Genomic DNA, 13886 nt, shown 5'->3' on the forward strand with positions numbered 1-13886 from the left:
GCGGCATGCCCGCGCTGACAGGCGCGTCGAGGGAGCACCGTTTCATGGCCAGGAGCAGGAAGAAGTCGTCCCAGCGGCCGACATCGAGCGCGAAGGCCACGGCCGCGGCGAAGCCCGTGGAGGATGCCACCGAGGATGCCGCCGAGAAGTCCTCGAAGAACGCGGCCCCGGTCAAGCGCTCTGCGGCAGGCAAGGACCCGGTCAAGCCCAAGGGCGGCGAGGTCGCCGAGAAGGCGAAGGACTCCACCCGGTCCACGTCGGTGAAGAAGGCCGCCGCCGCCGAGAGCTCCCGCAGCACCGGCCGCCGGGTCGCTGCCGCGACCCAGAACCCGGCCTGGCTCGCACCCACCGCCGTGGTGCTGCTGGTGGTGGGCTTGGCCTACCTGGTCACCTATTACATTTCCGCAGGTCAGCTCCCCCTGCCCATCGGCGACTGGAATCTCGCCGCAGGCTTCGGTGTGCTGATGGTCGGCGGCGGCATGCTGATGTTCTGGAAGTAGATGGTCGGGACCCAGATGGTCGGGGTGTAGCGGACGAGCCTTCCGCCCGATGGGGAGTTCTCCCCAAGGCGGCGGCGCTCCTGCGCCGGTAGGCTGACGGGGACACGCGCTCAGCACGGCGCTGTCCACAGATTTCAGCGCACTACCCGACGGGAATCCCATGAAAAGCACCTCGACGCGGCAGAGACTCATCGCCGTCCTCCTCCTGCCCTTCCTGATGGTGCTCGCCGGGTGCGGGAAGCTCCACGCAGATTTCGACATCCAGGACGTCGACACGATCAATGTGTCCTACGACCTCGGGATCGACAAGGAGTTCACCGACGGCGTCTACGCCACCGCTGACGAGATGTGCTCCGAGATGGCCGGGGAGCTGTCCGTCGGCGGGGAGCTCGCTCCCGACGTCGAACCCTATGAGGAGGACGGCCAGCTCGGCTGCCTCGTCACCGGCGTCATGACCCGCGACAACTTCGGCAGCGACATGTCCCTGACCAAGGAGGGCGGCGAATACCATCTGATCCTCCACGGCGACGAGTCCATGACGTCGGATCTCGAGGATCCGTCGATCGCGAGCCTCGACTTCGATTTCCGGATGACCTTCACCTTCCCCGGCAAGGTCATCGAGTCCAACGGGGGTGAGGTCGACGGGAACTCCGTGACCTACACCGATCTCAACGAGGTGGCGCAGGGCATCGACATCCGGGCCGACGCCGGCGGCTTCCCCTGGGTGATCGTCATCGTGATCGTGCTCGTGCTCGGGTTCCTGCTCCTGCTGCTCATCGCGGTGGTCGCCTTCTTCCTGATCCGTGCCCGCAAGAACAAGGGCGGCGGCTCGACCCCGTCCGGCATGCCCGGCAGCTACGGCTCGGCGGCAGCAGCGGGCGCCGCCGCCCCGGCAGCCCCGCAGGGCCAGCCGGGTCAGCCCGGTCAGCCGGGCCAGCAGTGGGGCCAGGCCTCACCCCCAGCGGCCCCGCAGGGCCAGCCGGGTCAGCCCGGTCAGCAGGGTCAGCAGTGGGGCCAGGCCTCACCCCCAGCGGCCCCGCAGGGCGAGCAGCCGTGGTCCCACCCGCCGCAGGACGGGCAGCAGTGGGGCCAGCCCGGTCAGGGCCAGCAGCCGCCGCAGAATCCGGGCTGGTGACGCTGTTCAGGTGAGCCATCCGGGAGCCGTGTGAGCAGGGTCATGACTCCCGGATTGGCGCCGGCCGGACGTGACCGCTAGAGTTGATCAGGTCAGTTCAGCTGGCAAGCGCCCGTAGCTTAACGGATAGAGCATCTGACTACGGATCAGAAGGTTGGGGGTTCGAATCCCTCCGGGCGCACTTTTTTGCAGAAGCCCCTCGCAGCACCGAAACGGTGCGGCGAGGGGCTTCTTCGTGCCCCGGGTGCGTTCGGTGGCATCCGGGGACAGCGCGGACGCAGCGGATGCCCGCGGCGGCGGCTCAGTAGCCGTGGGGGTCATCCCCTGCCGCTGCCCCGGTGACGTGCTCGGCGTGCGAGAGGGTTTCCGCCAGGAGCCGGTGCACATGGGAGTCCGAGGCGCGATAGAAGGCGAAGGTACCCTCCTTGCGGCTCTGCACCAAGCCCGCCATCCGCAGCTTGGACAGGTGCTGACTCACTGCGGCAGGTGTCGCCCCGATCGCCTCGGCGAGTGCATTCACGCTGGACTCCTGCTGGAAGAGCGCCCAGAGGATCTTCACCCGGGTCGGATCGGCGAGCATGCGGAAGGTGTCCGAGGCGATCCGGGCATGCTCCTCGTCGGGGACCGGATGCAGAGGTGCGGGGTGCATCCCGTCATCCTACGCAAACCTTGCTACCTGCATGCCTACGCAGATACATTGATGCGATGTCTCGAGCTCCCTCCCCCGACCACTCGCACGGCCCTCACCCCGTGCCGCAGCGCACTCCACACCCCCCGCACGATCAGCACCCCGCGCACGCAGGCGACCGGCACGAACACGCGCACGGACACGAGCACGCCGGGCTCTGGTCCCGCGTGCGCCACGCGCTGACCCCGCACAGCCACGACCACGGCGACGCGATCCGCACCGCCGAGGAGTCCAGTGCGATCGGCATCCGGGCGGCCTGGGTGAGCCTCGCCGGGATGGGGGCGACCGCACTGCTGCAGATCGGTATCGTCGCGCTCAGCGGTTCGGTCGCCCTGCTCGCCGACACCCTCCACAACCTCGGCCATCTGGCCACCACGATCCCGTTGATCATCGCCTTCCGCCTCGGGCTGCGCGCTCCCACCCGTCGCTTCAGCTACGGCTTCCGCCGCGCCGAGGATCTGGTGGGCCTCCTGATCGGGGCCGTGATCGCGGTGTCTGCGGGTCTGATCGTGTGGGAGTCGGTGCGCGCACTCACGACGGCCCGGGACATGACTCATCTGGTCTGGGTGCTCGCCGCCGCCCTCATCGGTGCCGCTGGGAACGAGCTGGTCGCGCGGTATCGGATCCGCGCCGGCCGGAGGATCGGCTCCGCAGCGCTGATCGCGGAGGGCCAGCATGCCCGCACCGATGCGCTCACCTCCTTGGCCGTGGTGGTCGGGGTGGTCGGTGCCTGGCTCGGCGCGACCTGGATCGACCCGCTCATCGGCCTGCTCATCGCCGTGATGGTGGTGCTGGTGCTGATCAGCTCGATGCGCACCGTGATCCATCGCCTGATGGATGGCGTCGGACCCGACACCCTGGACACCGTCGAGACGGCCGCCGCGGTGCCCGGCGTGCTCGAGGTGCGTGAGGCCCGGGCCCGCTGGATCGGGCATCGGCTCGAGGCCGAGGTCACGGTAGTCGTGGACCCGGGCCTCAGCGTCGGCCGCTCACAGCTGCTCATGGAGGAGGTGGAGACGCAGCTGCATCGCGCCCTGCCGCACCTGGACCGTGCCGGAGTACGGATCACCGCCGGCGCTGCTCGACCGTGAATCAGCCGGCGGTGAGCACCTCGCGCACCGAGGTCCAGGACTGCAGCAGCTCTCGCGCCGCAGGGTCGGCCTCGGCGGCGATCGCCTCGCGGCGGGCATGGTCGAGCAGCTCGTCGATCTCGACCCGCGCCCCGCGCTCCACGGACGCCACCGCCGCCTCGACCATCGCGAAGCTCAGCAGGTTCTCGTGCACCTCGCACATCGGGGTGCGGCCCTCGCGCAGAGCGCTGACGCACTCCACCAGGGAGGCGGCGATCTGGTCCCGCTCCGGCACCGTCTCCTCCGCTACCTCGGCCTGCAGCCGAGCGGTGGACTCCTCGTCCTCGGTCCCGAGCACCGGCGCGCCGGTGCCGTCCCAGGTGGCCGAGCCGTGCTGGGCGGCGATCCGCCACTCCCCGTTCCACCAGGTCGGCAGGCCGCGCGCGTTCCAGGTGCCGTGATAGGCGAACAGCGAGTCGTCGTCCATCTCGAAGGTCGCCGTCACGGTGGCGTCGTGCGCGTACACGCTCCAGTCCGGCCGCGCACCGCGCGCGGTCACCGCGACCGGGTCCGCACCGGTGATGTACCGGGCGGCGTCGAAGGCGTGGATCCCCATGTCCCGCAGCAGCGGATGATCCTGGCTGCGCCGGAACCCGTCGTGCTCGACGAAAAGGGAGAAGAAGGCGCTGGTCAGCACCGTCGGCCCGTGGGCGGCGACGAAGCCGCGCAGCTGCCGCACCTGGCGGAAGAACCGCCTCGACTGGGAGACCATGAACGGCACCCCGGTCAGTTCGGCGTGCGCCACCAGGCTCAGCGCCTCGGGCAGGGTCTCGGTGACCGGCTTCTCGCCGAGCACCGGGATCCCGGCATGCAGCGCCTTCACCGTCACCGGATGGTGCGCGACCGGCACGGTCGGGTCGACCAGCAGGTCAGCGCCGGTCGCGAGGGCGAGGTCCACCCCGTCGGCCCCGATCGCCACGGCCGACGGGTCCGACGCCCCCGACTGCTCGATGACCCGCTGGGGCGCACCTTCGACCAGGTCGGCGACGCCCACCAGCTCGGCGACATCGCTGGCCACGATCTCCCGGGCCCACCAGCTGCCCATCCCGCCCGCGCCGACGACCACCACCCGGGCCGGACGGTCGGCCGGCAGGCGCGGGAAGCCCGTGCGTGCGGGCACCGGGGCCGGGGCGGCGGCGAGGCCGGCCGGCGCTGCAGTCAGCCGCTCAGATGACACGCGTGATCTCCTCGCCGCGGAACCAGTCGCGCGGCGCATTGGCGATCTTCACCGGAGCGGTCTCGCGCTCCTCGGGCCGGGCCCAGACCACGGCGTTGGCCAGCACCCGCTGGATCTCGGCCTGGCGGTAGACGGGGTACTCCTGGTCGCCGGGGCTGAAGTAGAAGACCTTGCCCTTGCCGCGCCGGAACACGGCACCGGAGCGGAACACCTCTCCCCCGGCGAAGGAGGAGAGGAACACCAGCTCATCAGGGGCCGGGATGTCGAACATCTCGCCGTACATCTCCTGCTGCGGGATGAGGATCGGATGCGGGACGCCGCGGGCGATCGGATGGGAGCCGCTGACGGTCCACACCCGTTCCTCCTCGCCGTCATTGCGCCACAGCAGGTTGCAGGTGGTGCCCATCAGCGCCCTGAACGGCTTGGAGTAGTGGGCCGAGTGCAGTGGGATCAGGCCCATGCCCTCGTGCACGCGACGCACCACGCGCTCGGCGATCTCGTCGGGCACGTCCTGATGCGCCATGTGCCCCCACCAGGTCAGCACGTCGGTCTCGGCGAGCGCCTCCTCGGAGAGGGACTCCTCGATGTCATCGAGCAGCGCGATGCGCACCTCGGCGTCCACACCGTCGGCCGCGAGCAGCCTGCGCAGGGCCTCCGCGATGACGGTGTGCATCCCCTCGGGGTAGATCTCCTGCACTGTCGGATCGACCTTCTCATGCCGGTTCTCTCCGAAGACGGCGATGCGCAGAGTCATGGTGTCGTTCATCCTGTCGGTGGTGGGTCCCGGGCCGTCCGGAGGGACGGCCAGTCCATCGTAGGGCGCGCCTCGGCCAGAACCGTGACCGGGATGTGATCTGCTTCTCACCGCTTCGGGGCTATGGTCATGGGCAGGCTCCTTCAATGGCGAGGGAGCCTCTTCTTCGTCCGGGCCCGGGATTTCGTCCGGGCCCGGGATCAGAGCGGTCGCGCGTGCACCGAGTGCCCAGCCGCCCCGAGATACCGCTCGAGCGCGAGGGACGTCTCCCGATGCCTCCGTGCCGCCCGAGCCCTGCCGATCGAGCCTCCCAGGGCCCGCCCGGCTCCAGCCCCCCATCGATAGCGCACCTCGACCGTCTCCGGGGCGTCCGCTCCGCGAGGCGGCTGCAGCGGCTCGAGCAGCTCGATCAGTGCGGTGAGGCGGAAGCGTGAGCCGGCGAAGGCGCCCAGCAGCACCGTGCGCCGCAGGCTGCCGGTCTCGACGATGAACCGCCCCGACCCCCGCTCATGCGCGCTCCAGCCGCGCTCGGCGAAGAACCGGGCGACCAGAGGATCGATGGTGCGCCGCCCGCCGACGACGGTGAGCGCCGTCCCCTCGGGGACCGGGTCCACGGAGCGGGTGCCGTTCACGGGGCGATGTTCACGGGTGTGACGTTCATGGATCGAGGTCCCCGTCGGCAGCTCCTCGGCCCTCGCCGATCCGGCGCAGTTCTGCGTTGCCCAGGTGCGACACCTCGCGGTGGTCGTGGGGGTCCCTCCCGGCCGTGACGGCGAGCGCGATCTGCAGCACGTCGCCGTGGGCGACCAGCACCACCGGTGCCTCCCTCGCGAGCGCATCGGCCTCGTGGAGCACGGCGGTCACGCGAGCGGCGACGGCAGCGACCTGCTCCACCCCGCCCTCGTGGGTGCCGCGCTCGCGATCGACCTGCCAGATCTGCTCATAGGCGCTCGCGGGGCCCTCGTCGTACCGCCCGAAGCTGCGCTCCCGCAGCCGCACCTCCACGCGCGGCGGCGCGGCGCCGAGCCCGGCGGCGAACTCCTGGGCGGTCTGCAGGGCACGCGCGAAATCGCTCGAGACGATCACGGTCTGCGGCCCCAGACCCTGGGCGAGGCCCTCGGCGGCCGCCGCCCGGGCCTGCTCGCGACCGCGCGCGGTGAGCCCCACCTCGGTGAGCGCCCGCGGCCCGGGGGCCGAGACGATCAGCCCCTGGACGTTCGCAGTGGATTCGCCGTGGCGCAGCACCCAGAGCGGGTTCATCGCGGCGCTCAGGGGGTGGTGACCTTGCCGGGGTTCAGGTTCCGGCCCGGGTCGTTGTCCGCGAACAGCCCCTTGACCATGCGCACCCCGACCTCGCCGATGTCCTCGGTGATCCACGGCTGGTGCTCGGTGCCCACCGCATGGTGGTGGCTGACCGTGGACCCCAGGTCCACGAACGTCTGCTGCACCGCGGACTTGGCCGCGTAGTACTGCTCCAGCGCCTGCTCCTTCGAGGAGTAGGGGAAGGCGAAGGTGAAGTACAGGCAGGCCCCGGCGTGGTAGCTGTGCGACATGTGGCAGAACATGAAGCCGGGCAGGCCCTGCTCCTCCTGCACCGCATAGAAGGCCTCGTAGGCCTTGGTGTGGAGCTCGTTGAGCATCGACCAGGTCGCGCCGGTGTCGCAGACATCGCCGAACACCTGGTAGTCCATCAGGAAGTCGCGCAGGTAGGGGGTGTCGAACTTCTTCTGGTCGTAGATCGCGCCCGGCCCCGCCCCGAGGGTGATGCCCCCGTTGCGCTTGACGATCTTCTTCACCAGCGCCTTCTGCTGCTCGACCGCCGCCTTGGAACCCTCGAAGCACACGTAGGAGATCGACATCTCCTCGGTGGTGTCCCAGCCCTGTGAGCGCAGATAGGCGAACAGGCCGTCCTGCACCTTCGCGGCGATCCGGCCCTTGGTGGAGCTGGGCTCCTTGACCATCGACAGGCTGAACTCGGTCTCCGGACCGTCGGAGAGACGGGTGAAGGTCGGGGTGACATCGGTGGAGCGGGCGATCGCGTGCATCCCGCGGATGCCGTGCTCCCAGTCCGGGTACATATAGGCGATGACCTGGCGGACCGGGGCGAGGCGATGCACCTGCACGGTGGCCTCGGTGATCACGCCCAGCCGGCCCTCGCTGCCCAGGATCATCTCGTGCACGCTGGGGCCGGAGTCGCGGCCCGGGATCGGCTTGGTGACCGCGACGCCGTCAGGGTGGATCAGGCGCAGCCCGCGCACGATGTCCTCGATGTCGCCGTACTTGTCCGACTGCATGCCGGAGGACCGGGTCGCGGCCCAGCCGCCGAGGGTCGAGTAGGTGAAGGAGTCCGGGAAGTGGCCGACGGTCCAGCCCTCGGCGTTGAGCTGCTCCTCGAGATCGGGGCCGTACGCACCGGCCTCCACCCGGGCCAGGCCCGCGGTGTCGTCGATCTCCAGGACGTCGCGCATCCGGCCGAGGTTCAACGAGATCACGGGGCGCTGCTCGGAGAGGTCGGGCGTGACGGAGCCGGAGATGCTGGAGCCGCCGCCGTAGGGGATCAGCACCAGGTCGTGCTCGAGCACGAGCCTCAGCACCGCGGCGACCTCCTCCTCGGAGGCGGGATACACGATCGCGTCGACCAGTCGCGCGAAGTCACCGGAGCGGACCCGGAACAGGTCCGGCAGCGAGCGGCCGAAGGAATGGACGACGCGGTATTCGTCATCCGCCAGCACGTTCTCCTCGCCGACCACGGCGGCCAGCTCGCCCTTCAGCTCCTGCGGCAGGCGGCTGGGCGGGACCTCGAACTCCGAGAGCTCGGGCTCGACCGGCTGCTGGGAATCCAGATCCACGCCGACCTTGTTCTTCGCCAATGGGGGGAAGGCCGGCTTGTTGTCGTAGCGGAAGGTGACGGAGTCCAGTCCCCAGCCCCACCACTTGTGCCGCTTGACCTCCCGTGCGCTCAGCCGTTCGCTCATGCGGATCCCTCCTCGTCCTCGGCGGCGCCGCCCAGGACCTCGTCGTGATGCTCGTCGTACAAGTCTTTCACCCGGGCCCGGATCCGCGTCGAGAACTCGACGGCGGATTCGTCCACATGGGAGATCATCGGTTCGCCGAAGACGACGCGGACCGGAGGACGGCCCTTCGGCCAGCTTCGACCCTTGGGCATCGCCTCGTAGCCTCCGACGATCGCCGCGGGGATGACGGGCACGCCGACGCTGATCGCGAGAGCCGCCCCGCCGGGCTTGAAGCTGGACATCTGGCCGCTGCTCTGGCGTCCGCCCTCCGGGAAGACCAGGATCGGCACGCCGACGCGGAGCAGCTTGCGGGACGTGCCGGAGTGCTTGCGGCCGCCGCCCCGGTCGATCGGGAAAGCGTTGAGCATGGTGCGCACGAAGAATCGACGGGGCCATCCGTGCTCGAACCAGTAGTCGGTCGCCACCCCGGTGGACAGCAGGCGGCCCTGGGCCCACGGCAGGCTGAGCGCCAGCAGGGGCCCGTCGACATGACTGGTGTGGTTCGCGACCAGCACGAACGGCCCCCTGACGCTCTTGACGCGGCGGTGCATCACGACCTGCGGGTTCACCGCGGACCTCACGACCATCCGGAAGATCACCCGCTGCAACACGAAACGGAGGCCCGAGCGCCATCGCGAGCGGTACTTCGCGAGCTCTCCCTCGGGCTTCTCCCAGCCCTCGCCGCGCGAGCGGGCCGAGAGGGACTGCATCAGGCGTCGGCCGGCGCTGGGATGCTTCGACTCGCCGGCCGGGCCCACAGGGGCGTCGCTGTCGGCATCGTCGCCGGGCTCCCCGTCGGCGTCGGCGAGGTCGTCGGCCACAGCGTCGGCATCCTCGCCAGAGCCGGCCGGGTGCAGGTGACCCGCAGCGTCGCCAGCTCGCGTCGGGAAGGCGGCACCGGCAGGATCGACGGTGTCCTCAGGGTCCTGCGCGGAGTACTGCGGGGTCATGCGATCACTTCTCCCGGCTGCGGCGGTGGCTGAGCAGTGCGCTCAGTCGTGCCACGATCCCACGAGGCGTCGTGCGCAGCACACCGGCGATCCCCTTCCAGCGCAGCGAGGGGATCGAGACCGGCTTGCCGCGGGCCACATCCCGAAGGCACTCCTCGACGAGACGGTCGGCGTCGAGCCACAGCACACCGGGGATCGAGGAGCCCTTGATCCCTGCGCGATCGTGGAACTCGGTGCGCACCCAGCCCGGCATGAGCGCAGTGACCTGCACGCCGGTGCCCGCCAGCTGCACCCCGAGCGACTCGGAGTAGTTGCCCACCCAGGCCTTGATCGCGGAGTAGTTGTTCTGGGTCACCAGGGCGCTCACGGAGCCCACGTTGATGATCCAGCCGCGACCGCGCTCGCGCATCCCCCGACCGGCCGCACCACCGAGCTTCAGCACGGCGCGGATCATCACCTCGAAGCCGAGGTCATGAGCGGAGATGTCCTCCTCGAGCAGGCTCGCCCTCACGGAGAAGCCGGCGTTGTTGACAAGCACGTCGACCGGTTCCGTCGCGGCTTCGAGGCGGTCGGCGACGCGCTGCTGCGCCGCGCGGTCGGCGAGATCGGCGATGAGGGTCTCGACCTCGACGCCGTACTCCCGGCGGAGCTGTGCGGCAGTCTCGTCCAGGCGGGAGGCGTCTCGCGCGACCAGCACCAGGGACGCCCCACGAGCAGCGAAAGCTCTCGCGAAAGCGGCCCCGATGCCCGCGGTGCCACCGGTGATCAGGGCCCTATGCATGGCGGCTACGATACACTAGCGCCGCCCTGATCAGCGCGGGAAGCACCCCTGGTGAGGCGGTCCCGAGACGCGTCGAACGCGAGGGGATCGCGACACGGGCCCCACATCCTCCACGTCCTTCCGTACCCGTCCATAGAGGGAATCCATGTCGAACAGCACACCGTCCGCCGACCAGTCCGCCAGCAGCGGCGGGCACCGCGACGGGGATCGTCGGATCCTGCTGACCGGCGTCACCGGGTTCCTGGGCCAGGCGGTCCTGCGGTCCCTCCTGGAGACCACCGAGAACACCCGGATCACGGCCGTCGTGCGCCCCAAGGGCTCCCTCAGCGGGCTCAAGCGTCTCGAGCAGCTGCTGCGCAAGCCGGTCTTCTCCTCCTGGGCCGACGCGATCAGCGAGAACGCACAGGACAGCCAGGACGGACTGGACGGGAAGGCGGTCGTGAAGGCCGCGTTCGACGCCCGTGTCTCCGTGATCGAGGGCGACCTCACGGACATGCCCGCGATCGAGGACCCCTTCGACGTGGTCATCCACTCCGCGTCGTCGGTCTCCTTCGACCCGCCGATCGACGTCGCCTTCCGCACCAACGTCGGCGGGGCGCAGAACCTCTACGAGGCACTGCTCGCCTCCGGCCAGGACCCGCACGTCATCCACGTCTCGACCGCCTATGTCGGCGGCATCGCCAAGGGCCTCCGCCAGGAGGGGTCGCTCCGGACCGACGTCGACTGGCGCGCCGAGTACCAGGCCGCGCTCGACGCTCGCACCCGCGTCGATGCCGAGTCCCGTCGGCCCGAGACGCTGCGCTCCCAGATCCGCGGTGCGACGCTGCGCACCGGCCGCATGGGCCCCAAGGCCGTCGCCTCCGCGTCCGAGGAGGCCCGCCGCAACTGGGTCGACGAGCGCCTGGTCGACTTCGGCCGCACCCGCGCCCAGTCCGTGGGCTGGACCGACATCTACACCTTCACCAAGGCGATGGCGGAGCAGGTCGCCGAGGAGCTGTGGGCGGCGGGCGGCCACCGCGTCTCCTTCGTGCGGCCGTCGATCATCGAATCCGCCGTGCAGAACCCGTACCCGGGCTGGATCGACGGCTACAAGGTCGCCGACCCGCTGATCATGGCCTACGGCCGCGGCGCGCTGCCCGAGTTCCCGGGCCTCGCGGACTCGATCCTCGACGTCATCCCCGTGGATTTCGTGGTGAACGTGATCGTGGCCCTGGCCACCCAGGACGTCTCCCGTCGCGGCGATGACGCCTACTACCAGGTGGTCTCCGGCGCCTCGAACCCGCTGCCCTTCCACGAGATGTTCACCGCCGTGCGCGAGTACTTCGTGGAGCACCCGCTCGAGGACGACGAGGGCAAGGCCATCGAGGTCCCCGCCTGGACCTTCCCGGCCGTGGAGATGGTCGAGCAGCGCTTCCGCGCCAAGGAGCTCGCCGCGAAGGCCGGGGCCACCGCCGTCGCCTACCTCCCCGCCACCAAGCGCACCCGGGCGTGGACGTCGGACCTGCACAAGGCGACGTCGGGCCTGACCACCCTGCGCATGTACATCGAGCTGTACCGCCAGTACACGAAGACGGAGATGGTCTTCGACGACGCCAACACGCGCGCCCTGCGCGACGAATTGTCGGCCGATTTCCTCGCGAACCACGACTTCGACGTCACCGGCATCGACTGGAGCGAGTACTTCACGAAACAGCACCTCCCAGCCGTCACCGACCTCACCAAGGCGTACTCGCGGGCGAAGTCCGCCCAGCGCAAGCGCTCCGCGCGCCCCGCGCCGGAGCTCAAGCAGAACGAGAACGCTCTGGCCGTCTTCGACCTCGACGGCACCGTGCTCGCCACGAACATCGTCCAGCAGTACTTCGCGGTGGTCCGCGCGACGCGTCCGCGCCGGTCCTGGCCCGGTGAGATCGGTGGCCTGCTCGCCGCCGTCCCCGGGTATCTGCGGGCGGAGAAGCGGGACCGCTCCGAGCTGATCCGCACGGTCAACCGCCGTTACAAGGGCTACCGCGGCGACGAGCTGCGCTCCCTCATGCAGGGTGAGGCCGGGCGCCGCATCCGCGCGTCGGTCCGCCCCGAGGCCCTCGAGACGATCGAGCGCCACCGCGCCGCCGGGCACCGGACCGTGCTCGTCAGCGGCGCGCTCGACGTGCTCGTGGAGCCGCTCGCGGACCTGTTCGACGAGGTCGTCGCCACCCACATGGACGAGGACTCCTCCGGGGTCATGACCGGCTACCTGGCCACTCCCCCGCTGGTCGACGAGGCCCGCGCGAACTGGCTGAGCAAGTACGCCGATCTGCACAGCGCGGACCTCGCCGCCTCCTACGGCTACGGCGACTCCCACGCCGACGCCTCCTGGCTCGAGCTGGTCGGCACCCCCGCTGCCGTGTCCCCGGACCTGGGCCTGTACGGCGTGGCGAAGAAGAAGCGCTGGCAGATCCTGGAGTGGTGACGCTGCGCAGCCGCTGAAGCCCGGGTGGCCGGGCCGGATAGTCGCCTGGCCCGGGGTGGTGACCTGGCCCGGGGTGGTGGCCACCAGAACTTTGACGTATACGGGCGTTGAACGGCGTATATGCGTTCAACACTGATATACGTCAGTCTCCTGGTGGTCGACCGTTCCTCCCCACCCCTGGGCTGTCCACATCAGCAACGCTCTCCTCCCGCCGCGTTCCGTCCGCGCCGAGACTCGGAGCATGTACGGCCCCAGTCACGTGATCCTGCCGGCGAGCGCGGACCGCCCTTACCGCCCGTCCAGTCAACCGACCCGCCGACCGCCCGGCGCCCTCCATCTCACCCCTGAGCAGCTCGGCGTCGCCCGGCGCCACGAGATCTCCGCCCTCGGCTTGACGCAGTGGACCATGCGCGGCGCCCTGGAGCGCGGCGAGCTGCGGCGCATCGCCCGCGGCTGGACCGCACTGCCCACCGCCGACGCTGCCGTGGTTCGGGCCCTGACCGCCGGGTATCGGCTCACCTGCGTGGACGCGGCGCGGCTGCATGGTCTTTGGATCCCGGAGGACACCTCCCCCGAGCGTCACCATCTGCACGTCTATCGCGGCGGCAGCGGAGGCTCCCTTCCGCCGCGGATGAAACAGCACTCCCCGCGCGGCAGATCCTGGCCGGAGACGGACGCAGTCGCCTCGCTTCCGCTCGCGCTCGCCCACTCCCTCCGGTGCTGCAGCGGCGAGACCTCCGCGATCCTGCTCGAGTCCGCGATGCAACGCGGGCTCCTCTCCCCTGCCGAGGTGCAGCAGATCCTGGAGGCTGCCCCCGCCGCGGTCCGCTCCCGGATCGGCACGGTCTCCTCCGCGAGCGACTCCGGCTCGGAGACGAGGGTGGTCCGGTGGCTGCGACGCCGGAAGTTCCATGTCGAGCAGCAGGTGCATGTGGAGGGCGTGGGGTTCCTCGACGCCTACGTCGGCGGGCTCTTCCTGGAGATCGACGGCAAGGAGTTCCATTCCGGCGAGAGCGCCTTCGGCCGGGACCGTCGCAGGGATCTGCACGCCATCCGGCACGGGCTGCAGGTGCTCCGCATCAGCTATGACCAGGTCTGGCACCACTGGCCCGCCACCCAGCAGAACATCCTCCGCACCATCGCGGAGGTCGGCGGATTCGGCCGGCGGAAAGTGGCACAGCTGGCCGCCGCCTGAGCAGCCCCGAGGGCACCTCACGGTTTCGACGCCACCAGAACTTTGAAGCAGGTGAGGTCTGAACGCTCCACAGCCGTTCAAACGTCGTAGACGGCAGGAATCTGGTGGGCAAG

Annotated in this window: 13 protein-coding genes and 1 tRNA gene; 6 read left to right on the forward strand and 8 right to left on the reverse strand. The window is 70.2% G+C overall.

Annotated features, from left to right (window positions below; genetic code table 11):
- The first annotated feature begins 44 nt into the window (after nucleotides 1–44).
- From CFK39_RS05975 to CFK39_RS05985, 3 genes are all read left to right on the forward strand, one after another.
- Nucleotides 45–500 carry a cell division protein CrgA gene (locus tag CFK39_RS05975; RefSeq protein ID WP_089064695.1) on the forward strand — a complete coding sequence of 152 codons (456 nt, stop codon included), beginning with the start codon at nucleotides 45–47 and terminating at the stop codon, nucleotides 498–500.
- Between the two features lie 160 nt (nucleotides 501–660).
- Complete coding sequence (locus CFK39_RS05980; protein ID WP_089064696.1) at nucleotides 661–1635, forward strand: LppM family (lipo)protein; 975 nt, start codon at nucleotides 661–663, stop codon at nucleotides 1633–1635.
- 108 nt (nucleotides 1636–1743) lie between these two features.
- Nucleotides 1744–1816: transfer RNA gene (locus CFK39_RS05985), tRNA-Arg, on the forward strand.
- A gap of 120 nt (nucleotides 1817–1936) precedes the next feature.
- On the opposite strand, the gene CFK39_RS05990 is transcribed toward CFK39_RS05985, so the two are convergent.
- Nucleotides 1937–2284 carry an ArsR/SmtB family transcription factor gene (locus CFK39_RS05990; RefSeq protein ID WP_089064697.1) on the reverse strand — a complete coding sequence of 116 codons (348 nt, stop codon included), beginning with the start codon at nucleotides 2282–2284 and terminating at the stop codon, nucleotides 1937–1939.
- A gap of 206 nt (nucleotides 2285–2490) precedes the next feature.
- Here CFK39_RS05990 and CFK39_RS05995 point away from each other — a divergent pair, with 206 nt between their 5' ends.
- Nucleotides 2491–3414, forward strand: a complete 924-nt coding sequence (locus tag CFK39_RS05995; RefSeq protein WP_245822939.1) for a cation diffusion facilitator family transporter — start codon at nucleotides 2491–2493, stop codon at nucleotides 3412–3414.
- 1 nt (nucleotide 3415) lies between these two features.
- Here the strand turns inward: CFK39_RS05995 and CFK39_RS06000 are convergent, their stop codons facing one another.
- The 7 genes from CFK39_RS06000 to CFK39_RS06030 all read right to left on the reverse strand — a co-directional run bounded on the left by CFK39_RS06000 (nucleotide 3416) and on the right by CFK39_RS06030 (nucleotide 10129).
- Complete coding sequence (locus tag CFK39_RS06000) at nucleotides 3416–4630, reverse strand: Gfo/Idh/MocA family protein (protein WP_245822940.1); 1215 nt, start codon at nucleotides 4628–4630, stop codon at nucleotides 3416–3418.
- Nucleotides 4620–5396, reverse strand: coding sequence for a ThuA domain-containing protein (locus CFK39_RS06005; RefSeq protein ID WP_245822941.1), 777 nt, complete (start codon nucleotides 5394–5396; stop codon nucleotides 4620–4622). Before CFK39_RS06005 ends, CFK39_RS06000 begins: the two co-directional genes overlap by 11 nt.
- Nucleotides 5397–5584: 188 nt before the next feature.
- Entirely contained in the window at nucleotides 5585–6016 is a 432-nt protein-coding gene (locus tag CFK39_RS06010) for a hypothetical protein (protein ID WP_089064701.1), read from the reverse strand.
- A gap of 25 nt (nucleotides 6017–6041) precedes the next feature.
- On the reverse strand, nucleotides 6042–6644 hold the full coding sequence (locus tag CFK39_RS06015) for a histidine phosphatase family protein (protein WP_089064702.1): 603 nt from the start codon (nucleotides 6642–6644) through the stop codon (nucleotides 6042–6044).
- 8 nt (nucleotides 6645–6652) lie between these two features.
- The gene (locus tag CFK39_RS06020) at nucleotides 6653–8359 is read right to left on the reverse strand and encodes an FAD-binding oxidoreductase (RefSeq protein WP_089064703.1); all 1707 of its coding nucleotides are present in this window, start codon (nucleotides 8357–8359) and stop codon (nucleotides 6653–6655) included.
- Nucleotides 8356–9348: a lysophospholipid acyltransferase family protein gene (locus CFK39_RS06025; RefSeq protein ID WP_245822942.1), complete on the reverse strand. Its 993-nt coding sequence runs from the start codon at nucleotides 9346–9348 to the stop codon at nucleotides 8356–8358. The genes CFK39_RS06020 and CFK39_RS06025 overlap by 4 nt, the downstream gene beginning before the upstream one ends.
- Nucleotides 9349–9352: 4 nt before the next feature.
- The gene (locus tag CFK39_RS06030) at nucleotides 9353–10129 is read right to left on the reverse strand and encodes an SDR family NAD(P)-dependent oxidoreductase (RefSeq protein ID WP_089064704.1); all 777 of its coding nucleotides are present in this window, start codon (nucleotides 10127–10129) and stop codon (nucleotides 9353–9355) included.
- Between the two features lie 145 nt (nucleotides 10130–10274).
- Here CFK39_RS06030 and CFK39_RS06035 point away from each other — a divergent pair, with 145 nt between their 5' ends.
- Nucleotides 10275–12578 (forward strand): HAD-IB family hydrolase, encoded by a 2304-nt coding sequence (locus CFK39_RS06035; RefSeq protein ID WP_089064705.1) that lies wholly within the window; start codon nucleotides 10275–10277, stop codon nucleotides 12576–12578.
- Between the two features lie 241 nt (nucleotides 12579–12819).
- Complete coding sequence (locus CFK39_RS06040) at nucleotides 12820–13773, forward strand: PDDEXK family nuclease (protein WP_089064706.1); 954 nt, start codon at nucleotides 12820–12822, stop codon at nucleotides 13771–13773.
- Nucleotides 13774–13886: the final 113 nt, after the last annotated feature.

Origin of the sequence: Brachybacterium avium, assembly GCF_002216795.1 — a bacterium.
Lineage (GTDB): Bacteria > Actinomycetota > Actinomycetes > Actinomycetales > Dermabacteraceae > Brachybacterium > Brachybacterium avium.